We start from the raw sequence: 22,455 nt of genomic DNA, 5'->3' as shown, positions 1-22,455 counted from the left end.
CACCAAACGAGTCTGAACGGCGGTTCTGGAAAAGCTCTAAAACCGTGGCCACTTTTTGTTGACCACTACACACGGCCTCTCGCAGAACGGTACGTGAACCTCTCAATTCATACCGCTCCCATCAGGCAAACGCTCCTACCATTCCTGCCCGCCAGTGGGCAAACAGACGCGGATTCTGCTGCACGATTCCTTCCAAAAACCGGCCAGCACGAATCTTGTGGCGACGCAGCGCTTTGTATTTTCGCCGCGCCCACCTCACCAGGGTTTTGTTGATGTGTCGAAACACAGCATACAGCGCCGATCTGTAATATCGGCCATAATAGCCGAGCCAACCGTTAATTATCGGATTAAACCAGCCCGGAATCTGGGCTATATTCAGGTCCGTTCGACTGCGTACCCTCAACTCTCTGATCTTCCTTCGCATTGCCTTTTGCGCAACCTTGCTCACTGCGGGGGTGAAGCTGACAAACAAGCTGTTTCGCTTGCTGTTCTTCACCAGCCGACGTCTGAATGTGTAGCCCAGAAAGTCGAAGCAAGTGTGTTCATGGTTACCTTTTCGGCTGCCGTCTTTACAGTAGACAATCTTGGTCTTCTCGGGATGCAGCTCCAGCCCACAAGCCTCGAAGCGTTCGCGCAGTCGCCAACATATGACGGGCCTCGGCTTCGCTACGGCAATGCACTAACCCATCGTCGGCATACCGGCACCACGGAACTCGAGGAAAGTGCTTCTCCAGCCACTTGTCGAACACTGACAGTACAGCGCATTCGGCGCCACCACAGCCCCTTTTAAGTTGAGCACATCCAGCATCTCCCGGACGGTCGTGATTTCGCCCTTCTTGGATGAGGTGGCTTTCTGAGTCAATACCAGGCCGTTTTCGGTATCGTAGACGGTGACCAACTGCACTGCCTGGGCAACGTTGTTGCGATAGGACCTGCGTAATACCTTGCCGTCGAAGGCAATAATGGGTTTACCGCGATGGGTCCTGAGCTCGTTGACCCAGTTTAGCAATGCTTCCAGCAAGGACTCGATCACCACGCAGTGGAGAATACACGCAATGGTGTATCGATGCGGAATACCATAAGTAAAAGGGACGGTACTCAGGGCGAGAGCATGAAAAGAGCCAGATCACACTTTTCGAACGTTCATCTTACCTAAAGATGGCGATCAAGCTTGTTTGGCCACCGTTCCACCTTCAGAAATGTGATCTAGATTCATTCGTGCTCTCACCCTAGGACGGTACTGGCGTAACCAGTCAGCTTTGGCATCGCCATATGTTTCAATGTCTTGCCAGCCCTCAGCACCAGCCATGATGACGCTGATAACCAGGAACATCCACCAGATCATGCTTACGGTTGATGTCCGAGCGGGTTTCTTAAAAAAGAGTAAGGTGTTCAATCAGGGTCATGATCAGGCTCCTCCGGCCAGAGGAGCTAATTAGATAACAGGCTATACGTCTGCTCGAATTTCATTAACAAAGTATGTCCCCGCCCTCGATCCATAAGCCGGTAAAACTAAAAATAAATATCTTTCTAATTCGGCATTATTCTTGGAACCGTACCGTAAATCGTTTATCCTCTTAAATAACCTGATGGGGTATATCTGTCATTTAAATGGAGCTAGTTTATGGGACTGAGTGGCATAAGTGCATCACAACTTCTTATTTTGGCATTAATCTTATTGCTGTTATTTGGATCAAAAAAAATACGTGGACTGGGAAGTGACTTGGGCAGTGCCATCAAAGGATTTAAAAAAACCATAAAAGAAGATTAGAAGCAATAAAAAAGGAAACACTAAATAATTTTAGATGTGAGCATCTCTTTATCATTACCTATTACTAACCAAATACTCATTATTCTTAATATCAACGGGGTAATCTATATCCAAGGTCACTCCAGGGTCGTCAACTTCAACCCATAGGCAGCTTTTAGCATAGCGCTGAAACAATTCTCGCGCTCCATTCTCTCCTTTAACCTGTTGTAACTCCGCCCAAAAATCACGGCCAAAGATAACCGGATGCCCTAACTGACCTGTATAATGGGGACGGATAATTTTCTCTGCTGCCGCACAAGTGATTAATTTCCGGCATGTCGCAGGCAAAAGCCATGGCATGTCACCAAGAAAAATGGCTGCAGCCATTCCGTGGTCAGTTTTAAGTATACAGAAAGCATCTGCAATACTACTGCCCAAACCACCATCGGCATGAGGAGCTCGTATTATCTTCACTTGCCGTAAGTACGCCGGAAATAGTAATACCTGTGGGTCATCCGTTTCTTTCAAGACCACATAAGTGGTTGAAAAATTTGGAATGACTACGGATAGAGTTCGGTTTAACAAAGTGCAGCCGCCCTCTAAATGTATCAATCGTTTATCCGATCCAAAACGTCTTGCACGGCCTGCCGCCAGCACGACCGCTATCACATCGCCATTAGCTTCCTCCATAGGTCTTTCCATATTATTTCTCTCTACCATAATAAACTCGAACGATGTCAGCCATCACTGCCAGTGCGATTTCTGCCGGTGTTTTGCTACCAACATTCAATCCTATTGGCATACGAATACGAGCTATATCCTGTTCGTTAAGTCCACCCGATCGGCGTAATCGTTCAGCCCTAGTTAAAGAGGTTTTATGAGAACCCATAACCCCGATATAAAAAGCAGGGGTCTGTACAGCATCAATCATAGCCAGATCGTCAATACGTGGATCATGAGATAAAGCTACTATGGCTGTTTGAGCATGGCAACCTTTCCGCTCAAGATATAAGGATGGTAATACCGGTTGAACATTAATACCCGGAACATCAAAGGTTGCCAACACTTCTTCCCGAGGATCACAGACAATGACTTCAAAACCCAGTGTTCTAGCAAAATCAGCACAAGCAACGGAAACCGGAGAAATACCGGCAATCACAAGTCGACGCACGGGGCCGATTCTGACTCGCACCGTCATCCCTAACCTTTCTATCCGAGGACCTTCGCTCTCGTCCGGAAAAAGGCTGATTTTCGCCGTTTCCAGGTTGATTCCCCGGATACAACGCTGCTGCCCTAACAACGCCTGCTGCAAGTGGTACAAATGCTGTTGATGCTCTTCGGTAGGTAGCAAACGTTCTACCAATACCTCAAGCACTCCACCACAGGGCAGCTTCAAGCGCTCCTTGTCTGTATCATTGTCACCATAACGAATAATCTCATTGGCAGAGGAAAATCTTCCTGCCTGCAACTGCTCCAGAAAGTCTTCCTCTACACAGCCGCCGGAGAGAGACCCCACATGCTGGCCATCCTGACGGGCGACCAGCATGGCTCCTGGCGCACGAGGTGAAGATCCATACGTAGCCAGAACAGTACATAACCAAATGGTGTTTCCGGCATTACTCCAGCTTAGCGCATGATCAATAACTTCGAGATCGAGATGCTGCATAATCACTGCTTTCCTCTAGTGGCGTCCGTCACTTCCAAGTGAGCTGTCATAGTGCCTTATAAAGGCTATAAACCCAACCCAGACAGATTCCAAAATACCCGATCATTGATAACGTCATATTTTTAAATGTGACAACATCCAAAAAAAGTAGTGAGCTAAAAATAAATGACTACCCCAGATCTTGGTCATTTAAAAAATGACCAAGATTAATTTATTCATTGATACCAAGCTAACATTTGATTTTTAACGTTTAAACCACCCTGACAATACAGCCCAAATCAGTTGGATAAGACTTAACTTTGCACCTTTAGAAGGATCGATCGCTTCGCCTTTTAAACGCTTCGCTAGGTTATTCACAAACATACGAGTAATGGCACTGGCAAAACTCTTGATAAGGCCGCCTCGGCTGAATTGTGACAAAGCACCAGATACTTCCCAGCTAGCCTCCAGCTCCAGCCAGCAGCTATTGTCCCCATCGGGTATAAGATGAAAATGAAGCGTACCTTTTGCACCAGAGCCGCTACGGGCATCTTTACCCTCTCCTTCAAACCGCCCTTCATGTTGCTCATCATCAAAGATAAAGCGCCCGTCTCCTTGGAATTTGGCGCTAATAGCACCGAATGATGCCTCCATCTGGATTTTTAATTGCTCACCTTTGTGTTCCAGTAATGTTGCTCCCGGTACGCAGGGAATCACCTGTTCCACATCTCGTAGCAGGGACCATACTTCCCCTTCAGAATGCGAGAGCTTAACTTTTTCAACAATGCTATTGTCACCACCTTCACCAGCGGTACTCTTGACCACCGTATCCACTTTACCAGTAGTACGTTCAAATAATGGTAGCTCGCCCTTGTATTGGCTTTGTGATGCAGGCTCGGGTGATGGCGTAATAATGAATTCGTCACGCCGGCTCAACACAGACATGACCGCATTCACAATCCCCTGATAGCCAGTACAACGACACAAGTTACCACTCAGCGCGACTCTTACCTGCTCTTCCGTACTAGCCTCACCACGTTTAACGATGTCATAGCTAGACACCAGCATTCCTGGTGTGCAAAAACCACATTGTAAGGCATGATGCTCACTAAAGGCATCACGCAGCGCCGCCATAATGGGATCGTCATCATAGCCTTCAATGGTTCGAACCTTAGCACCCTGGCAAGACTTAGCGAACGTAATACAAGAACGGGAAGGTACGCCGTTTATTTCTACAGTACAGGCACCGCAAACACCTTGTTCACAACCTAAGTGAGTCCCAGTCAGGTCCATTTTTTCTCTCAGCACATCCGCCACACTGATGCGGTCTTCTGCCGCTGTGGTGAAGGAGTGGCCATTAACCTCGAGACTGACCAGCTCGAGTGTATTCTGATTGCTCATCATTTACCCCTTAGCTGCTGTAAAGCCCGACGTATTGCAGTAATACAAAGCTGCCGACGATAGCTTGTCATTCCTTCAAGAGAAGGTGCTATTGCCTCTTCTACACTATCCATTGCGGACTCGGTCCCCCTGGATGAAAGGATATCCGCCAGAGTTTCCTGCAGTTCGGGAGGACCATCCAGCGCTCCCAACACAATACGGGCATAGCCTCGTTCGGGGTCGATAACGACCGTGCCGGTGGCCTCGGAAAACTCGCCGACCTTACGGCAGCATTTATAATATCCCCAGCGAGCGTTAGCACTAAGTCGGGGAACCCACACGGATTGAATCATTTCTCCGGGCTGTAATGCGGTCATAAAAGCTGCTTGCATAAATTCTGCGCTTGGAATACTTCTCTCTCCCTCTGGGCCAACCACCTGAATCTGGGCATCCAGCGCCACCATCACATTCACCCAATCGGCTGCTGGATCGGCATGAGCTAAGCTGCCACCCAAGGTACCCCGGTTGCGCACCGCGCGATAGGCTATACCTCCAGCAACATGACGGAGCATGCCATTGCTTGCATCAGGAACCAGACCATCTTCAAATTTTGCATGACAGGTGGCCGCACCGTAACTGATCCCTTTCTTGTCTTCTTTTATTTGCTGCAAAGCTTGAATGGTCGTAACGCCAACTAGGGTTTCCGGGCGGGCAAGACGCAGATTCAGCATAGGGCCGAGTGACTGACCACCACCAATATATTTAGCATTCGCAAGCTGCTGCAATGATGTCGTCGCATGCCTCACTTCCACGCACGAGACATATTTAAACTGCACGGGCTTCATATGTCTTCTCCTGCTCCTCGATTCGGTATTGATCCTCTGCACTCTTCAAGGCCCGCAAGATACGTTCGGGAGATGCAGGTGTTTCATTTATCTCCGCTCCCAGAGAGGCAATAGCGTCATTGATCGCATTGATGATTGCACCGGCAGGAGCAATCGCTCCCCCTTCACCAATCCCTTTGATACCGTGGGCGGTATAGGGAGACAAATGGACTAGGTGCTCGATCCGAATTTTAGGTACTTCGGTCGCGCCGGGGAGAATATAGTCGGCCAGAGTTGACGTCAGCGGCTGGCCCTTGGCGTTATAACGCACTTCTTCATAAAGAGCTGTGCCAATTCCCTGAGCAGTGCCACCAATGGTCTGACCTTCCACGATCATGGGGTTTACTGCCTGTCCGCAGTCCTCAACGATGGCGTAATCGAGGATATCTACCTTTCCGGTGTCGGTATCAACAGCCACCACTACGGCATGAGTGGCATAAGAGAATGCACCGCTATCGACCTTGGGCTTGTAATATCCGGTGGCTTCAAGACCCTCAATAAGTCCTCCTACCGGCAGCTTGTTCGGGTGCAGAAACCAAGCATCTCCCAGCTCATCAAAGCCTAGGCTACCCTGGGGGCCATGTGCACGTGCATCTGCTATGGTGATATCCTGTTCGGAGCAGCCCATCATGCCGGCCGCCAACCTCTTCAGTTTATCTACCAGTAACGATGAGGCCTTGGACACGGCGCCTCCTGCCATCACCATTCCTCGTGAGGCATAGGCCCCGGTTGAGTAAGGTGTGGCACTAGTGTCGCCCAGAATAACCTTGATGCGCTCGATGGGGATGGTGGTGAGTTCGCTCGCCACCTGACCCAGCGTAGTCTGAATGCCCTGCCCGATTCCGTTTATCCCGGCTCTTATCTCCAAGCCACCATCGGCAGTCAACCTGGCTGTGGCGGTTTCATAACCAGGTACTAGTGGTAGGCCCCAAGCAGCAAATACCTTGGTGCCATGGGCTGACTGTTCGGTAAAGGTGGCAAAACCAACACCAATACGCACATTCTTCTGACCACTAAACTTCTGGCGTTCTCTGCAAGCGGGAAGGTCGATCATTTCAACAGCTTTTTTCAATGATTCCGGGTAGTTGCCACTGTCAAAATGTTTGTTCGTCACGTTGTCATACGGCATATCCTCTGTGCGGACTAGGTTCTCCGCCCTCACTTCCCAGGCTTCTCGACCCACTTCTTTAGCTATTGCATCTATAGTGCGCTCAATGGCAAAACATACTCCCGGGCGTGCTACCCCGCGGTACGGACAGAAAGGTGGTTTATTGGTCGCTGGAGCCAATATCTTGCAGCGGTAATGATCAAATTTGTAAGGCCCCGGGAGGTTTCCTCCGGCCTGTGCTGCTTCTATTCCCGCAGTAAAGGGCCATACCGAGTAGGCACCGATATCAACCGCCACTTCTGCATCAAGACCAAGTAGCCGACCACGCTTATCCGCATAAGCTTTGATTTTATATCGGTGCTCCCGAGTATTCGCTCCGGCCACCAAGTGCTCCCTGCGGTCTTCGATCCAGCGGTAGGTCGCCTTGTGGTTCAACGCCAGCCAGGCAATTGCCACTTCTTCAGGCTGTAAAATACACTTATAACCGAAACCACCACCAACATCGGGAGCTATAACTCTAATCTTACCTTGAGGTAGGTCTAAGCACTCAGATAACCCGGTACGGATCAAGTGAGCGACTTGAGTGGAGGTATATATTACCAGCTGATCTTCTTTTTCGTCCCAATGGGCAACAATGCCCTTCCCTTCCATTGGGTTCATTACCTGACGTGCCATGCTATATTCACGTTCAACAATGACGTCGGCAATACGTTCTAATTCAGAGGGATCCTCACCTACTTGAAAATTTAGGAACAGGTTGTCATCCCAATGCTCATGTACTCTGGCTGCATCTGTTCGCATCGAAGATTCAATGCTGGTAATTGCCTCAAGTTCTTCAAGGTCAACCTCAACCCCTTCAACCAGGTCTTCGGCTTCTGCCCTGTGGGCCCCAATGCACATGGCGATGGCCTCACCCACAAAGCGAACTTTATCTTTTGCTAATACCCACTGTTCAGAATCACGGTAACTGGGCAGGCTAGAGTCGGCCCTGATGGCCTTAACATCTGTCATATCCTCACAGGTAAAGACGCGATCCTCGGCACCGGCCGGCTTGGTAATCCCTTTTATCCTTGCGTGTGCCAACGGGCTGCGTAAAAAGGCAACATCTTTCATTCCCGGAATACGAATGTCGCTAACATAACGCCCTTTCCCCAAGAGAAGACGCTTGTCCTCCACTCGTCGTACACGAGCTCCAATACCACTTTTGTTCATAAGGACTCCTATCCGAACGGGCTTCCTGCATGACAGAAAGCCTGGGTATAAAATTTAGTTTTATTAGAGAAGTAGCTGCGCCCGGGCATCCAAGAAACGCATTTCACTAAGTTCAGTGTACGGTCGTACAGTGCTCATAAAGCTACTCAATGATGCATATACCTCTCGTGTCAGGCTATCTGTATCCGCTACTCCCTGAATGACTTGCTGAGACACTTTGCCCAGATGTTTCAAAGTCGGATCATCTAGTAAGCGGAAATCAACATTTTGTTCCTCTTTAAGTACTTTTACCGCCTGAGCATTTTTCGTGACAAATTCGCTAAGCACCATCTGGTTGGCCATGGCATTAGCTCCGGTCACAATTTCTTGCAGATCTTTATCTAGAGAGTTCCAGGCGTCCTGATTAATGAAGCAATCGAGAACCGCACTCGGCTCCATCCACCCTGGCCAGTAGTAATACTTAGCTACCTTATGCAGACCAAAAGCCATGTCGTTATAAGGTCCCACAAAATCGGCACCGTCTATCACACCTGACTGTAACCCCTGGGGTACGTCACCCAAAGGCATTTGCACAGGCACCCCGCCGATCTCGGTCAGCACCTGGGCGCCAATACCACTACTGCGGATCTTCAGTCCCTTGAAATCATTGATGGAGTTCAACTCTTTGTTATACCAGCCCGCCGCCTGAACGGAAGTATTACCGCTGGGAAGGAATTTAACTCCCAGCTGGCCGTATACCTTATCGGCCAGAGCTTGACCTCCACCATAATGAAGCCAGGCATTCTGCTCTTGCGAGGTCAACCCGAAGGGTATGGGAGAAAAAAATTGAACAGAAGGCTGCTTCCCTGACCAGTAGGCTGGGTATCCATGCCCCATATGTAAGGTGCCATCCGCAACTGCATCCATCACCTCAAAAGGTGAGACCAGATCACCGGCTGCATAGAGTTTGAGCTCAAGTCTGCCATTGGATGCCTTGTTGATGTAGTCCGCAACTATTTGGGGACCAGTTGAAAGTAGGGGGGAATTCTTTCGCCAAGTCATTTGCATTCGCCATTGCTTGATTCCTTTTGCAATAGCAGGTGCTCCAGCAAGGGTTGCCCCTGCTGCCAACAATCCCAATCCAGCACCTTTCAATATAGAGCGACGTTCCATGGTAAACTCCTTTTATCTAACTCAAGTTTTACTCATTCTGATACCAGCCAAGCTATATGAGCTGTCATGAATTAAGTAACTTAGGTAACCACATCACCATTCCTGGCCAGAGCCATATTAACACTCCGGCAAATAGCTGAATGGCAACAAATGGCACTACACCACGGTAAACTGTGGTTAACTTCAGGTTATCCACTACTCCCTGCAGGTAGAAGATGGCAAAGCCGAAAGGTGGGGTAAGGTAACTGGTTTGTAATACTAGAGCTGCAGCGATACCAAACCACAAAGGGTCTACACCCAGCATCAGCAATGGTGGACCAAAAATCGGAATAACAATAAAAATTATCTCGAAGGTATCAAGCAGGAATCCAAGAATGAACATCATGCCAAGTACGAACAGCGTCGCGCCAAGGGCACCTCCTGGAACTACTTCCAACAGAGACGCAACCATCTCTTCACCGCCCAGTATGCGAAATACAGCGGACAGAATGGTGGCACCAATCAACATGGTATAAATCATCACACTGATCAGCATCGCAGAACGGGCCGCTTCCCCCAGCTTCCTCTTGTTGAATTTTCCGCCACACAAGGCAAGAGCCAGTGCACCAACGCCACCTAGCGCTGCCGATTCAGTGGCGGTAGCAATTCCGGACAGAATGGAACCGAGTACCAATGCGATCAGCAACAACGGAGGAAACATGGCAAAGATCACATTTCTCATCAATGATTTGCGATCTTCATCAGACATTTCCAGTGGTGGACAGTTTTCCCGGTTTTTCAATGCCACAAACAACATCCAGGCAGTATAGAGGCTGACCAGCAAGAATCCCGGCACTATCGCCGCGGCGAACAGGTCAGTTACAGTTAGCGGATTACCGTCAAAAATTCCCATACGCAGCTTGGCTTGGGTATTGGCATCCTGCAGCATTACGCCCAGCAAAATCAGTACGGTAGAAGGAGGGATAAGCTGTGCCAATGTACCAGAGGCACATACGAGTCCACAACTTAAGGACTCCTTGTATTTGGCACGCCGCATGGCCGGGATACTGATCAGCCCCATGGCCACAACGGTAGCTCCGACGATACCTGTGGATGCTGCCAGCATGGCGCCGACAAACAAAACTGCAAAGCCCAATCCACCACGACGCCCGCCAAACAGCTGCCCCATTGTAATTAGCAACTCTTCTGCCAGCTTAGAGCGCTCCAACACGGTTCCCATAAATACGAACAAAGGCACAGCCAACATGGTTTCATTGGTCATAATACTAACTAGACGGCCAGGCAAAGCCCCCATCAGCGCCATGTCGACTTCACCAAGAGTCGCTCCCAGCAAGGCTACCAGTACTGATACACCGCCCAGAGTTAGCGCGACCGGAAAGCCACTCATCAGTCCCAAGACCGCACCGGCGAACAATATAAAAACCAATAGTTCAGCCATGATTAACTCCTTTTTGGCAGAAATTTCCTTTTACTTTTTCCTTATCGTCTCCCCTGACTTTTGCAGATAAGTACTCTCCCGACTCACGGGGTCTGGGAGTTTTAATAACAAGGATGGATCTGAGTATCATGCTCAATCCCTGCAAGGCCAGCAGTATACAGAATCCCCCGATACAGCTTTTCAGCAGATACATGAAGGGCAGGCCATTGATGGTGGGGGAGCCTTCCAATTGAGACCATGAACGATAGATGGTCGGCCAACTCTTGACGGCAATGACCCATAACATCGGATATAACAAGACAAGGCTACCAAACAGATTGATCCATGCCTTGCCTTTTTCACTCAGCCGCCCATAAAACAAGTCAACCCGAACATGTCCTTCCTGCTGCAGCACCCAGGCAGAGCCCAGCGTAAACACCATGGCATTCATCCAGACTGCAGCTTCGGAAAGCCAGGGAAAGCCGATTCCAAACATATATCGCAAGATGGCAGTGATAGCAGTCAGGAAAACAGTGAGAAGCAAGCCCCATTTGAGAGCCTCTCCAAGCCTATGGTTGAGTCCGTCGATCATATCTACGGTATATTTTATTAACATTACGCAATCCTCCTGATCACCATATTCAGGCTCTCCATTGCTAGTAACGAATGACACCTGTACGCGTTATCCAGCCCCATACTGCCTCCTTGTATTTGGGTACATCCTTCTACGTGCAACCTTCAGGCGACTCACGTAAATGACCATATAATCAGTACACTGACTATGTTAATATAACCATCTCTACCGCACAACAGGAAAGTACAAAGGAATAACATGTGAATAACAAAAAATGGTGATTTACTCTTAGGTATATAAAAAACAGCATAAAAAATTACCATATCAATATGCGGTGGAGTTTGATTCTGTTTTGTGTTAAATGATTGAAAAATTAATCATAATTTTAAAGATCTATATGAACAGCGTTAGCTTGGGTGTGCAGCCAGGGCGAGAGCGTGAATAGAGCCAGATCACACTTTTCGAACGTTCATCTTACCTAAAGATGGCGATCAAGCTTGTTTGGCAACCGTTCCACCTTCAGAAGTGTGATCTAGATTCATTCGTGCTCTCGCCCTGGGTGTGCAGCCCAGTGAATTGCTACAGCCCCTGGAGGCGGAGATCATCGAGAAGAGCTGAACTCATTGAGGAAGCGCCAGCGATTCTGTAGTCGAATGAAAATCTGTCATGCTGGACTCTAGGTTGTTGCTGAAGTGATAAAAATAACAGGGTAAAATGTAAACTAAAGTAAAACCATCTCGACCATGCTGGAATGAGGATAGCCACACCACTGAAACGTAAATTCATCATGTTCCCCCGAAAAAGAGACCATATCATCATGGTACTAACAGGGTAACCTGATGAGGCATAGCACTCGGATACACCATCAACCGATTCAATGTAAAAAGGAACTATAATGCAGGATATTTTCAACGAAACATCAAAATTACCCAATGCAGAACTGAGAGATACCCTGCCACTATGGAGGCGCCCCGGATTTCTGATCAGGCGCGCGCACCAGATTCACCAGGCCTTGTTCCTAGAAGAATGTTCAGAGTTCAATTTGACTCCGATTCAGTATGGCGTTCTGACAGAGCTGTTCGACCACCCCGGTCCGGATCAGATTACTTTGGCCCGAGAACTTGGTATCGATCGCACCAATGTCGCAGATGTACTGCAGCGCTTGGAAAAACGGGGGTTCATCGTGCGAAAAACCGCCGAGCACGATAGACGCATGAAGCTGGTCAGTCTGACCAGTGAAGGAAAAGAGGTTCTTATGGCTATGTTTGACTCCATGAAAGAGTCTCAGAAAAAGCTCATGGCTCCTTTTTCAGAAGAGGAAAAGGCCACTTTCATAAGCCTTTTGCTGCGGCTGGTAACGGAAAACAACCACCTTGGCCGTACTGATTTCAATCCTCAAACAAGAATAAAAAAATAATAAGACTACTGGTATGCAAGTGATTACATGCCAGTAGTCCAGTTCATTTTTATTGTTAAACCGGATAAACGAGTGAGTTATCTAGCAGCAGGTTATCGTAGATACAGATCCGTTCTTTCAGCTTGAGCGCCCCCCCTTCAACTACAAAAATATCGTTATACTTTCCAACCTGGTGTAGCGTTGACTCTGGGTTATCATGCAGTGTCTGCATCAAAATATAGTTCGATGACGACACAATTTGGTTATTTCCCACTTGCTCAACCACTGTATTACTGATGAAATGTCTCAGATAGCGAGGTGCGAACATCGCAGTGTTGGATATTGCTAAAGCCCGATCTTTTATCATGGACAGCCTCTCACAATAAACCAGACCGACCGGGAGGTTTCGCTCAAAATTTTCTCGTGAAGTCACCTTATAGATGGCATCATTCGAGAAGAATGACGGCCAGTCCATCAAATCACCATCATCCAATACTTCTGCATATTTAGCATTGAACTGTGCTATCGCCACGTTCAGCTCTGACAGGTCTTTTTCTTTTAACATTTGTTCGATATTCTTCATGTTCCCTCCGGCTTCCGCTCAAGAAATACCCAATTTTTCACGCCATGCTTTATACATGCCCCGTATTGCGGATTCCGAAATAAGGGTATCTGCGGTGCCGGTTTCAGTTTCAGGATCCAGTGCCACTAAGTGTTCTCCGGATACAGAGCGTTTCATGCCATCCTGAACAAATTTCATCGCCTCGTTATCTTCCAGCCCGAGGAAGCCGGCTGGTCCCATCAGGTTACCCTGCCGAAGTCTGTGACGAGTCATCTCTTCGCTATCGCCTTCGAACCCGAACATAGTCCAGTTCATCACCATTTCATTGGGCCCATTGGGCACAATCTGCCGCACACCCAGAGTGTTCAGCTCTCGCTGCACAATAAGATTTGGCCATATGGTCGACATGGTCACACTCCAGGGAGAGTCGAACTCGGGTACCAGCTCCAGAAACTCGCTGGATTCCAATGAGAAATCGTCACGATACGATCGCATTTCTTGGCGTGCTTCGGAGCTGACAGTGTCTCCGTCTGCACGTGCAGAAGCCATAACCCCGTGCAAGCCGGAGGGGTCAGACAGCATCATGGACTTGTTGCCTGCCACCAGTAATCCGAAAGTGACCAGAAAGGTATGCAGCAAGGTCGCATGGTAAGGGTCTTTCAGGTTCTCGTGATATAGCTTCCAGTTACCCGGCAGGGTGTTTTTATAATAACCCAGCACCTTGAGCGGACGTCCGTCAAAGGTAGCATCAAACTCTGCTAACACCTTTTCACCCAAGTACTCCTCGAGTGTCGGCATATTATCTGAAAATGACGCAAAAATGACACCGCGACGGGTAGTAATATGCAGCTTGGTCAGCCCATGGTCACAATTTTTGAAGTCTTTGGACATGCCTCCTTTGCCATCCACTCCCCGACGGAATGGCACCCCAGCTAGGTTACCTTTAAGATCGTAAGACCATTGATGGTAAGGGCAAACAAACTCTTTCGCGTTGCCTCGCAGGTCTCGGCAAAACTCGGCCGCTCTGTGGGCACAGCGATTAAGAAATACGTTGATTTCACCGTCATCATCACGACTCACGACAACCGGAGTTGGACCAACATGGCTACGAACATAGTCACCCGGATTGGGTATTTCAGCTTCCAGTGCCACATAATTCCAAGTATCACCCTGAAATATTTTCTCCACTTCCTGCTCGTAAATATAGGGGTCGGTATATACCCAGTCCGGAATGCGTGTCGATCCTTCCTTGGGCCAAATATAATAGTCGTTGATGTTCATATTACTGGCTCCACTCCTCGCAATAAGTTGCCCTGGTTTACAATGTTTGTTGAAACCATCCGGCTGTTTGCGGCTGGTTTCCAGATTCTTTTTCAGGTCATCGACAGAAAATTTCTGCGCCAGCCACTTGCGTCCATCCCGTATGGCTTTGGGCATGTTAAACGCCACGACACCTGTCAGCGTCTGACCGTCATGCAGATAGTAAGCGGCTTCCGACAACTCCTTGTTCTCGCTCATAATGACTTCATGGTCGGGAGAAGGGAGGCCGATCAACTGGATATTCATGCCAAATTGATCGGACCAGAACCAGGGCTGAATGTCATAGCCTGCCTGCTCGTCTCCCGCCATATGTTTGGCGGCCACTATTGCCTGCTCCTGAGCATTCTGCCAGGACTCCAGTCGCCGTCCGTCGTTGCTGCCAGGCCAGGTAGCAACATCACCCGCAGCATACACATCAGCCGCCGAAGTCCGGCAGGATTTATCGACCTTGATGCCATTCCCCAACTCGATGCCAGCGCTATGGGCCAACTCAATGTTCGGCTGGGCACCAATACCCACCACAATGACATCGACTTCTGGATACTCGCCGGTATCCAGCTCTATCTGGATACCCGATGTGGTCTGACGCAATCCCAGCGTACGGGCAGAAGTGATGATCCTGACCCCTTGCTTTTCTGCCGCCTGATGGATGCGCAGCCCAGCAAGCGGGTGCAGAACCCGGGCTAGGATCCTCGGGCCGGCTTCAATAACCACAGCTTCGACTTCCAGCTCGGAGGCAACGGAAGCCACTTCCAGCCCGATGAAACCACCACCGATAATACCGACTCTGCGCCCCTTTTTGAGCAACCTTTTCAAGGCAATAGCATCATCTAGGCTTCTTAATACATGGACATGTGGCAGGTCGATCCCCGGTATATCGGGCAATCGGGGCCGAGCACCGGTTGCTATCAACAATTTGTCATAGGTCTCTTCGCTACCGTCACTAAGCATCAAGGCCTTTTTATCCGTATCCATATTAACAGCGACCAACCCACCTCTAAACTCGACACTGAGTTCCTTCAGGCGATCATGGCTCAGTAATTGGCAGACTTCCGGGCCACCACGACCCAGCAGGATGTCTTTTGATAACGGAGGCCGTTCGTAAGGTACATGCCATTCTTCACTAATTACTAAAATACGGCCCGTGAAGCCTTCTTTTCTCAGCGTGTCTATAGCACTGGCTGCAGCCTGCCCCCCCCCCACAATGACAAACTTTCCAACTGCCGCCGATACGGCTTTTTTCTCTTCGCCTACAGGCTTTTCGTTGATCGCGGCCGATTGGGTAATATCAATGAATACCCCTTCATCATCGGCTTTCACGAGATAGGTCTGCAGATCCTCTTTTAGAGGTGCGCACAACGCTTTGCCGGTACGGACATCGAAACGTCCCTGATGAAGAGGGCATTCGATGCAGCCATCCTCGAGAAATCCCTCGGACAACAGCGCTGTCTGATGAGTACAAATGTTGTTGGTTGCAAAATACTGACCGTCAATGCGGTAAAGCGCGATCGGTGTATTTTCAACAGTGATCGCTTTTATCTTGCCTTCCCCCAGCAGCTCATCCTGGGTACCTAAGAAGTGCCAAGCCATTTTGAACTCCCTTTATCCTGAACTTCCCTTGCATCTTCGCGATCCAACTAATCAGCATACTGACTACATTCTCACTAAAATGCTCACAACGTCATCGCTACATGGTGACTCTTAATCAGTATACTGATCATATGTTCGATTACAACAAATTAACATCCATTCCTCACAGTCCTCACCTCCGACCGTGATATCCACACTACCCCCCCAAAAAAACAACCAAATTAATCAACCTATTGGCCGCTGTATGGACATATAAAGCCCCATTATGGCGCCCTGACTCGGTAAACCTGACCACCGGGTTAGTGTTAGGAACAGGAATTTATAATGTTAATATTGATAACGATTAATTAGTCAGTATACTGAGTATAATCAAGATCAGCACACTGACTATCTCTGATGGTTCGGTGCTGAATATCCAAGTGGTATTCATGGTGTGCGCAGACCTTCCACGCTCTGATGGACACTGCTGACTTATTACCCTGCATACCGACTCAGGTGGCGGAAATCACTGATAAGGACATTAACAATGAGCAGAATTAGGAAGATAGCCCTGGAAGAACACTTCATGGCCCCCGGGTTTCAGGAGTATTCAAAAAGTTTTCAACAACATCTTGATCCGAAAGTATTCAAGGAACTGTCCTATGCACTCGCCGATTTTGACGAAATCCGCCTTGCCGAAATGGACAAGGCCGGTATTGACATTGTGATTCTTTCCCAGACCGGGCCTGGCGTGCAGGGCGAAACCAACAAGGCTAGGGCCATTGAACGGGCTAGGGAAAATAATGATTTCCTAGCAGCCCAGATAGCTCGACATCCTACCCGCTTTACCGGCTTTGCCAGTCTGCCCATGCAGGATCCTAAAGCCGCGACCGCCGAGCTAGAGCGAGCAGTTGTCCAGCTCGGCTTCAAAGGCGCATTAGTTAACGGTCATACCCATGGTACTTATTACGATGACCCGGCCTACGACATCCTTTGGGAACGGATGCAGGCGCTGGATGTACCTTTTTATCTGCACCCGATAGATCCCTGCACGCCCCTAGCGGCCTGTGAAGGACATCCCGAGCTTGCTGGAGCCACTTGGGGGTGGGGAGTGGAAACTGGCACTCATGCGCTGCGACTGTTGTTCGGCGGAGTGTTCGACCGTTTCCCAAATCTAAAAGTAATTTTGGGTCATATGGGGGAAGGCTTGCCGTTTCTCCGCTGGCGCTTTGACAGCCGCTTCGAAGCCTATCCTCACGGTATAACCTTAGCCCGGCGCCCTTCCGAATACTTTGGCAGCAACATCCTGATCACTACCTCTGGTGTCTGCTCTCCTCACGCTCTCCTTGGCGCCATAGGGGAAATGGGGGCAGAAGCCGTGATGTTTTCTGTCGATTTCCCTTATGAGTCATCCACGGCCGCCGCCGACTTCATTGAGCAGGCCCCTCTTGACGATCAAATCAGGCAGCTCGTCTGCCATGGCAACGCCGAACGGATTTTCAAACTATAAGTAACCTTCCTCAAAGGAGAAGACAATGCAGAAACCATATCGTATTGGCCAGATTGTACCCAGCTCTAACATCACCATGGAAACAGAAATCCCAGCGATGCTTAATGCTCGCCAGCAAATCCGTCCGGAACGTTTCACCTTTCACTCCAGCCGTATGCGCATGAAAAAGGTCAGTAAAGAAGAGCTGGCCGCCATGGATATCGAATCGGATCGCTGTGCACTTGAACTAAGTGACGCTCATGTAGATGTAATGGGATATGCCTGCCTCGTCGCCATCATGTCGATGGGCTTGGGTTATCATCGGGAGTCCGAATCTAGGCTGACCAAACGCACTTTGGAAAATGGAGTGGAAACACCAATCGTCACCAGCGCTGGCGCTCTAGTGGACGGCCTTAAGGTTATGGGCGCCAAGCGAATTGCACTTGTCGCACCTTATATGAAGCCACTGACCGAACTAGTGGTCGACTACATCCGTAATGAAGGGTTTGACGTAGTGGATTACCGTGCTCTGGAAATCCCGGATAACCTTGACGTTGCTCGCCACGACCCGATGAATTTGCCAGAAATCGTTGCCTCAATGAATCTGGATGATGTCGATACTATCGTCCTCTCTGCCTGCGTTCAGATGCCCTCGCTGCCTGCGGTTCAAAAAGTGGAAGCGCTAACCGGCAAGCCGGTAGTTACCGCGGCCATTGCAACCACCTATGCAATGCTGAAGAAACTGGATCTCGAACCTGTTGTACCTGGTGCCGGCGCCCTGCTTTCAGGTGCCTACTAATAACCCGTAAGGAGATATTCCAATGAGCACTTATTTATACGGCGGTCATGTTCAGGCCAACGGTATTCGACAGCACTACCTTCGTTACGGCGGAAAGAAAGAAGGGATCGATCCTGTCATCATCGTCCCCGGGATCACCAGCCCAGCGGTAACCTGGGGCTATGTTGGAGAGCATTTTGGCCAGTACTTTGACACCTACATCCTCGACGTGCGCGGCAGAGGGCTATCGGAAGCTTCGGATAACCTGGATTATAGCGTGGATGCTCAAGCAGCCGATCTGCTTGCATTTGCAGAAGAGCTTGGTCTGAAAAGCTACTCCGTGGTCGGACACTCTATGGGCGCACGCATCGGCTTGCGCGCCGCCCGTAGCCAGCCAGCGGCGCTGACCAAACTGGTAATGCTAGATCCTCCTGTTTCAGGCCCTGGACGTCGCGAGTATCCCTCCAAGCTTCCTTGGTATGTCGACTCAATTCGTATGGCAAACAAGGGAATCAGCCTGGAAGAAATGCGCGAATTCTGTCCGACCTGGACCGAAGAACAGGTTCGTCTGCGCGCCCAGTGGCTACACACCTGCAATGAGAGCGCGATCCGTACCAGCTTTGAAGATTTCCATCGTGACGACTGTCATGCGGATATGCCCCACATCAATATCCCGACCATGCTTATGGTCGCCGGTCGCGGCGGAGTGATCCTTGAAGAAGACATAAATGAAATTAAAGCTCTTCTTGAAAATGTTGAAGTAACTCACGTACCGGATGCCGGTCATATGATCCCTTGGGATGACGAACAAGGCTTTTATCGTGCGTTTGGCAGCTTCCTCGGTACTTCCCTAGTCGACTGAGATCACTCACTACATCAGATACAAGGAGGACAAAATGTCGATTAGTGACTATGAGATGGTCAACGCTTGGCAAAAGGTGCTGACCCTGTCCAAGCTCGAACCTGGTCAGACGGTTACAATACTGACCAGTACATCAACCCATCCGCAGACTCTATCCAGTGCATTGATCGCCACCCAGTCCATGGGAGCTATCGTCAATCGTCTCGATTTGCCGCCGGTGAATGGAGAGAAAGCCCTAAGCCGGGATTCCCTTGCCTACCTTGGAACTACACCGCTGACGGGCAACAAAGCGGCTCTTGCAATACTCAAAGAAAGCGATCTAGTTCTCGATTTAATGACCTTGCTGTTCTCTCCTGAACAGCACGAAATATTGAAAGGCGGCACAAAGATCCTGCTGGCAGTAGAGCCTCCCGAGGTATTGGTAAGAATGATTCCAAGTGAAACCGATCGTGAGCGTGTTATGGCTGCTAGCCAAAAGCTAAGCCAAGCCAAGGAAATGCACGTCGTATCGGGTGCAGGCACCGATATACACTTTCAGCTGGGAGAATTTCCAGCGATCAGCGAATACGGTTATGTAGATGAGCCTGGTCGCTGGGATCACTGGCCTAGCTGCTTTGCTCTGACTTGGCCGAATGAACTCAGTGCCAATGGACAGATAGTGATCGATCGTGGCGACATTTTACTGCCCCAAAAATCCTACGTCAGCGAGCCTATCACCATCACCATCAAGGATGGCTATGCCATCAGTATAGAAGGTGGCCTGGATGCTGACCTACTGCGTGAATACATGGCCTCTTTCAAAGATCCGGAAGCCTATGCCTTTTCCCACATTGGTTGGGGATTACAGCCTCGTGCGCACTGGACAACCTTGAGCCTATACGACCGCGAAGCCACAATTGGCATGGATGCCCGAGCATTTGAGGGGAACTTCCTGTTCTCATTCGGCCCTAACAATGAGGCCGGCGGAAACAGAACAACGACCTGTCATATCGATATCCCACTGCGAGGATGCACTGTTCGTCTCGATGGCATCGATATGGTAAAAAACGGCAAAGTAATGGATGGATACCGAAATGAAAGCACGTAACGATATATCCACTTATCAGCGTCAGGGATTCGGGACCCCTTTAGAGCTCAAGCCGCCAGTCGGGCTGTTGATAATCGACTTCGTTAACGGCTTTAACGATCCCGACGTGTTCGGTGGCGGCAATATCTCGCAGGCTATTAACAATACGGTTCCCCTCCTCGAGGCAGCACGGAAATCGGGATGGCCCGTAGCTCACAGCCGAATTGTGTTTGCTGACGATGGCGCCGACCACAATATTTTTTCGCTCAAAATTCCCGCCATGCTGACGCTGAAAGAAGGTGTTCACAACAGCGCCATCGTGCCCGAACTGACGCCCGCGGAAGGTGAATTCGTGGTACGGAAAACCGTACCCTCCGCTTTCTTTGGCACCTCGTTGGCTGCTTGGCTGGCACAGCGGGGGGTACAGACTCTGGTCGTTGCTGGCGCTGTCACCAGTGGGTGCGTGCGCGCCAGTGTAGTCGATGCCATGTCATACGGCTTTCGCCCCTTGGTAGTATCAGACTGCGTGGGTGATCGAGCTCTTGAGCCTCACCATGCCAACCTGTTCGACATGGAGCAGAAAAACGCCACCGTCATGACTCGAGATGAAGCTCTAAGCGCCTTGGCGGAAATCACGGCCTGAGCCGTAGCTCCGGTAACAAAGTATTAGAAGCAGAGATCGGGTAATGCCGGGCAGCACTTTAACGCCAGGGATGGGTTTATGCCATAGGTGTATCACGCCCGGTCACTGAATCGGCTCTGGCTCAGAGTCTTCTTCGATAATCACAGAGTAATGGGGAGAATATCAACCGATATGGCTCCCTTTTTCTTTGTCAATTAGTAGGATCATCTGCATATCTGATTTTTCATGGATTAGTGTCCGGCATCATGCCAAGACACGGGGTCTACACAGTTTCGGAGTCATTGGGCCGAAATATGAAAGATGGTTTGCCGCGCATGTTTATTGAATGAGATTGATACTATGTCTAAGACTCAAGAAGGCATTCTAGACACTATCGAAGCGATAGTGACGTCGACAAAACACAAACCCGGCGCGCTGTTGCCCATCCTGCATCGTATTCAGGACCAGTTTGGCTATATTCCCGATGCCGCCATCGGGGTGATAGCCACCCATTTACGCAGCACCGCGGCCGATGTGCACGGGGTGATCAGTTTTTATCATTATTTTCGCAGCGAGAAGCCGGGCAAGCACGTGATTGAAATCTGCCGGGCCGAAGCCTGTCAGGCCCAGGGCTGTCGCGAGTTTGAACGCCATGTGCGGGAAAAGCTGGGCATCGACTTCGACCAGACCACCCCGAACCGGGACATCAGCCTGAAGGCGGTCTATTGCCTGGGCAACTGCGCCACCGGTCCCTCCATTCGAGTCGGAGACAAGATCAAGGGCCGCATGAGCCCGGCCAAATTCGATCGGCTGGTGGACGAGCTGACCACCTTCAAACTGGAGCTGAAATAATGACGCTGCGAGTTTATGTTCCCTATGAAACCACGGCCCTGTCGCTGGGCGCCGACGAGGTGGCGACCCTGATCCGGCGCGAAGCCGAGCGGCGTGGCCTGGATATCGAAGTGATCCGCAACGGCTCCCGGGGCCTGTTCTGGCTGGAGCCGCTGGTGGAGGTGGAAACCGCAGACGGCCGCTATGCCTTCGGCCCGGTCGAGCTGGACGACGTGGCCTCCCTGTTCGACGCCGGCTTCGAGCGCGGTGCCGTCGAGCACCCGCTGGCCCTGGGCCTGACCGACCAGATCCCCTATCTGAAAAATCAGCAACGGGTGACCTTCTCCCGCATCGGTATCTCGGACCCGGTGTCGCTGGATGACTATCGCGCGCTGGACGGCTTCAAGGGCCTGGACCAGGCGATAACCCGTTCCAGCCAGCAGTTGGTCGATTGCGTAAAAGCGTCCGGTCTGCGCGGCCGGGGCGGGGCGGCGTTTCCCACCGGTATCAAGTGGCAGACGGTGCTGGACACCGAAGCCTCGCAGAAATACATCGTCTGTAATGCGGATGAGGGCGACTCGGGCACCTTTGCCGACCGTATGGTGATGGAATGCGACCCCTACATGCTGATCGAGGGCATGATCATCAGCGGCCTGGCGGTGGGCGCCACCCAGGGTTACATCTACCTGCGGGAAGAATACCCGCTGGCCAATGAGTTGTTGAACCAGGCGATCGAGCGGGCCTATGCCGCCGGTATTCTGGGCTCTGATGTGGCCGGCAGCGGCCGTCGCTTCGAGCTGGAAGTGCGGCTCGGCGCCGGCGCCTACATCTGTGGCGA

The 22,455-nt window shown here is 50.2% G+C and carries 20 protein-coding genes and 2 pseudogenes; 9 read left to right on the top strand and 13 right to left on the bottom strand.

What is annotated here, in order from left to right:
• Window positions 1–121 precede the first annotated feature (121 nt).
• From ABD827_RS07045 to ABD827_RS07035, 3 genes and pseudogenes are all read right to left on the bottom strand, one after another.
• A complete protein-coding gene (locus tag ABD827_RS07045) occupies window positions 122–496 on the bottom strand; it encodes a group II intron maturase-specific domain-containing protein (RefSeq protein ID WP_344963617.1) in 375 nt (124 codons plus the stop codon).
• A 243-nt stretch (window positions 497–739) separates the two neighbouring features.
• A pseudogene (locus ABD827_RS07040) lies at window positions 740–1,090 on the bottom strand (ISAs1 family transposase); the annotation flags it as partial.
• A 144-nt stretch (window positions 1,091–1,234) separates the two neighbouring features.
• Window positions 1,235–1,358 (bottom strand): annotated as a pseudogene (locus ABD827_RS07035) (ISAs1 family transposase); the annotation flags it as partial.
• A gap of 266 nt (window positions 1,359–1,624) precedes the next feature.
• Here ABD827_RS07035 and tatA point away from each other — a divergent pair.
• Complete coding sequence (gene tatA / locus ABD827_RS07030) at window positions 1,625–1,771, top strand: twin-arginine translocase TatA/TatE family subunit (RefSeq protein ID WP_344963616.1); 147 nt, start codon at window positions 1,625–1,627, stop codon at window positions 1,769–1,771.
• Between the two features lie 54 nt (window positions 1,772–1,825).
• Here tatA and ABD827_RS07025 read toward each other — a convergent pair whose 3' ends face one another.
• The 8 genes from ABD827_RS07025 to ABD827_RS06990 form a co-directional block, all read right to left on the bottom strand.
• On the bottom strand, window positions 1,826–2,452 hold the full coding sequence (locus tag ABD827_RS07025; protein WP_344963615.1) for a nucleotidyltransferase family protein: 627 nt from the start codon (window positions 2,450–2,452) through the stop codon (window positions 1,826–1,828).
• A 1-nt stretch (window position 2,453) separates the two neighbouring features.
• Window positions 2,454–3,416 carry an XdhC family protein gene (locus ABD827_RS07020; protein WP_344963613.1) on the bottom strand — a complete coding sequence of 321 codons (963 nt, stop codon included), beginning with the start codon at window positions 3,414–3,416 and terminating at the stop codon, window positions 2,454–2,456.
• A 243-nt stretch (window positions 3,417–3,659) separates the two neighbouring features.
• A complete protein-coding gene (locus ABD827_RS07015; RefSeq protein ID WP_344963611.1) occupies window positions 3,660–4,799 on the bottom strand; it encodes a 2Fe-2S iron-sulfur cluster-binding protein in 1,140 nt (379 codons plus the stop codon).
• Entirely contained in the window at window positions 4,796–5,620 is an 825-nt protein-coding gene (locus tag ABD827_RS07010) for an FAD binding domain-containing protein (RefSeq protein ID WP_344963608.1), read from the bottom strand. The genes ABD827_RS07015 and ABD827_RS07010 overlap by 4 nt, the downstream gene beginning before the upstream one ends.
• A complete protein-coding gene (locus ABD827_RS07005) occupies window positions 5,601–7,979 on the bottom strand; it encodes a xanthine dehydrogenase family protein molybdopterin-binding subunit (RefSeq protein WP_344963606.1) in 2,379 nt (792 codons plus the stop codon). Before ABD827_RS07005 ends, ABD827_RS07010 begins: the two co-directional genes overlap by 20 nt.
• Before the next feature lie 63 nt (window positions 7,980–8,042).
• The gene (locus ABD827_RS07000; protein WP_344963604.1) at window positions 8,043–9,131 is read right to left on the bottom strand and encodes a TRAP transporter substrate-binding protein; all 1,089 of its coding nucleotides are present in this window, start codon (window positions 9,129–9,131) and stop codon (window positions 8,043–8,045) included.
• Between the two features lie 64 nt (window positions 9,132–9,195).
• Window positions 9,196–10,569, bottom strand: a complete 1,374-nt coding sequence (locus ABD827_RS06995) for a TRAP transporter large permease (RefSeq protein ID WP_344963602.1) — start codon at window positions 10,567–10,569, stop codon at window positions 9,196–9,198.
• Entirely contained in the window at window positions 10,562–11,164 is a 603-nt protein-coding gene (locus ABD827_RS06990) for a TRAP transporter small permease subunit (protein ID WP_344963600.1), read from the bottom strand. The genes ABD827_RS06995 and ABD827_RS06990 overlap by 8 nt, the downstream gene beginning before the upstream one ends.
• A gap of 853 nt (window positions 11,165–12,017) precedes the next feature.
• Between ABD827_RS06990 and ABD827_RS06985 the strand changes: the two genes are divergently transcribed.
• The gene (locus tag ABD827_RS06985) at window positions 12,018–12,539 is read left to right on the top strand and encodes a MarR family winged helix-turn-helix transcriptional regulator (RefSeq protein WP_344963598.1); all 522 of its coding nucleotides are present in this window, start codon (window positions 12,018–12,020) and stop codon (window positions 12,537–12,539) included.
• Window positions 12,540–12,594: 55 nt separating this feature from the next.
• On the opposite strand, the gene ABD827_RS06980 is transcribed toward ABD827_RS06985, so the two are convergent.
• Window positions 12,595–13,101 (bottom strand): aromatic-ring-hydroxylating dioxygenase subunit beta, encoded by a 507-nt coding sequence (locus ABD827_RS06980; protein ID WP_344963596.1) that lies wholly within the window; start codon window positions 13,099–13,101, stop codon window positions 12,595–12,597.
• A gap of 18 nt (window positions 13,102–13,119) precedes the next feature.
• On the bottom strand, window positions 13,120–15,990 hold the full coding sequence (locus ABD827_RS06975; protein ID WP_344963594.1) for an FAD-dependent oxidoreductase: 2,871 nt from the start codon (window positions 15,988–15,990) through the stop codon (window positions 13,120–13,122).
• Window positions 15,991–16,516: 526 nt separating this feature from the next.
• Between ABD827_RS06975 and ABD827_RS06970 the strand changes: the two genes are divergently transcribed.
• The 7 genes from ABD827_RS06970 to ABD827_RS06940 form a co-directional block, all read left to right on the top strand.
• Entirely contained in the window at window positions 16,517–17,479 is a 963-nt protein-coding gene (locus tag ABD827_RS06970; RefSeq protein ID WP_344963592.1) for an amidohydrolase family protein, read from the top strand.
• Between the two features lie 25 nt (window positions 17,480–17,504).
• On the top strand, window positions 17,505–18,257 hold the full coding sequence (locus tag ABD827_RS06965) for a maleate cis-trans isomerase family protein (protein WP_486348559.1): 753 nt from the start codon (window positions 17,505–17,507) through the stop codon (window positions 18,255–18,257).
• Between the two features lie 22 nt (window positions 18,258–18,279).
• The gene (locus ABD827_RS06960; protein WP_344963590.1) at window positions 18,280–19,098 is read left to right on the top strand and encodes an alpha/beta fold hydrolase; all 819 of its coding nucleotides are present in this window, start codon (window positions 18,280–18,282) and stop codon (window positions 19,096–19,098) included.
• A 34-nt stretch (window positions 19,099–19,132) separates the two neighbouring features.
• Window positions 19,133–20,185, top strand: a complete 1,053-nt coding sequence (locus tag ABD827_RS06955) for a 2,5-dihydroxypyridine 5,6-dioxygenase NicX family protein (RefSeq protein ID WP_344963588.1) — start codon at window positions 19,133–19,135, stop codon at window positions 20,183–20,185.
• Window positions 20,172–20,807: an N-carbamoylsarcosine amidohydrolase gene (locus tag ABD827_RS06950; RefSeq protein WP_344963586.1), complete on the top strand. Its 636-nt coding sequence runs from the start codon at window positions 20,172–20,174 to the stop codon at window positions 20,805–20,807. The genes ABD827_RS06955 and ABD827_RS06950 overlap by 14 nt, the downstream gene beginning before the upstream one ends.
• Before the next feature lie 339 nt (window positions 20,808–21,146).
• Window positions 21,147–21,638 (top strand): formate dehydrogenase subunit gamma, encoded by a 492-nt coding sequence (locus ABD827_RS06945; RefSeq protein ID WP_344963584.1) that lies wholly within the window; start codon window positions 21,147–21,149, stop codon window positions 21,636–21,638.
• On the top strand, window positions 21,638–22,455 hold an 818-nt coding region (locus ABD827_RS06940; RefSeq protein ID WP_486348558.1), incomplete at its 3' end, for a formate dehydrogenase beta subunit. The genes ABD827_RS06945 and ABD827_RS06940, both read left to right, overlap by 1 nt.

This window comes from Oceanisphaera sediminis (assembly GCF_039539745.1).
Taxonomy (GTDB): domain Bacteria; phylum Pseudomonadota; class Gammaproteobacteria; order Enterobacterales; family Aeromonadaceae; genus Oceanimonas; species Oceanimonas sediminis.
The sequence above is the reverse complement of the archived record's forward strand: the minus strand, read 5'-3'. Positions and strand labels throughout refer to the sequence as shown.

What these genes read in the sequence shown, in the direction of transcription:
- ABD827_RS07020 (WP_344963613.1), bottom strand. Translation starts at nt 3,416, where the DNA reads ATGCAGCATCTCGATCTCGAAGTTATTGATCATGCGCTAAGCTGGAGT.
- ABD827_RS06970 (WP_344963592.1), top strand. Translation starts at nt 16,517, where the DNA reads ATGAGCAGAATTAGGAAGATAGCCCTGGAAGAACACTTCATGGCCCCC.
- ABD827_RS06965 (WP_486348559.1), top strand. Translation starts at nt 17,505, where the DNA reads ATGCAGAAACCATATCGTATTGGCCAGATTGTACCCAGCTCTAACATC.
- ABD827_RS06960 (WP_344963590.1), top strand. Translation starts at nt 18,280, where the DNA reads ATGAGCACTTATTTATACGGCGGTCATGTTCAGGCCAACGGTATTCGA.
- ABD827_RS06975 (WP_344963594.1), bottom strand. Translation starts at nt 15,990, where the DNA reads ATGGCTTGGCACTTCTTAGGTACCCAGGATGAGCTGCTGGGGGAAGGC.
- ABD827_RS06980 (WP_344963596.1), bottom strand. Translation starts at nt 13,101, where the DNA reads ATGAAGAATATCGAACAAATGTTAAAAGAAAAAGACCTGTCAGAGCTG.
- ABD827_RS06945 (WP_344963584.1), top strand. Translation starts at nt 21,147, where the DNA reads ATGTCTAAGACTCAAGAAGGCATTCTAGACACTATCGAAGCGATAGTG.
- ABD827_RS07010 (WP_344963608.1), bottom strand. Translation starts at nt 5,620, where the DNA reads ATGAAGCCCGTGCAGTTTAAATATGTCTCGTGCGTGGAAGTGAGGCAT.
- ABD827_RS06985 (WP_344963598.1), top strand. Translation starts at nt 12,018, where the DNA reads ATGCAGGATATTTTCAACGAAACATCAAAATTACCCAATGCAGAACTG.
- ABD827_RS07015 (WP_344963611.1), bottom strand. Translation starts at nt 4,799, where the DNA reads ATGATGAGCAATCAGAATACACTCGAGCTGGTCAGTCTCGAGGTTAAT.
- ABD827_RS06950 (WP_344963586.1), top strand. Translation starts at nt 20,172, where the DNA reads ATGAAAGCACGTAACGATATATCCACTTATCAGCGTCAGGGATTCGGG.
- tatA (WP_344963616.1), top strand. Translation starts at nt 1,625, where the DNA reads ATGGGACTGAGTGGCATAAGTGCATCACAACTTCTTATTTTGGCATTA.
- ABD827_RS07025 (WP_344963615.1), bottom strand. Translation starts at nt 2,452, where the DNA reads ATGGAAAGACCTATGGAGGAAGCTAATGGCGATGTGATAGCGGTCGTG.
- ABD827_RS07000 (WP_344963604.1), bottom strand. Translation starts at nt 9,131, where the DNA reads ATGGAACGTCGCTCTATATTGAAAGGTGCTGGATTGGGATTGTTGGCA.
- ABD827_RS06955 (WP_344963588.1), top strand. Translation starts at nt 19,133, where the DNA reads ATGTCGATTAGTGACTATGAGATGGTCAACGCTTGGCAAAAGGTGCTG.
- ABD827_RS06990 (WP_344963600.1), bottom strand. Translation starts at nt 11,164, where the DNA reads ATGTTAATAAAATATACCGTAGATATGATCGACGGACTCAACCATAGG.
- ABD827_RS06995 (WP_344963602.1), bottom strand. Translation starts at nt 10,569, where the DNA reads ATGGCTGAACTATTGGTTTTTATATTGTTCGCCGGTGCGGTCTTGGGA.
- ABD827_RS07005 (WP_344963606.1), bottom strand. Translation starts at nt 7,979, where the DNA reads ATGAACAAAAGTGGTATTGGAGCTCGTGTACGACGAGTGGAGGACAAG.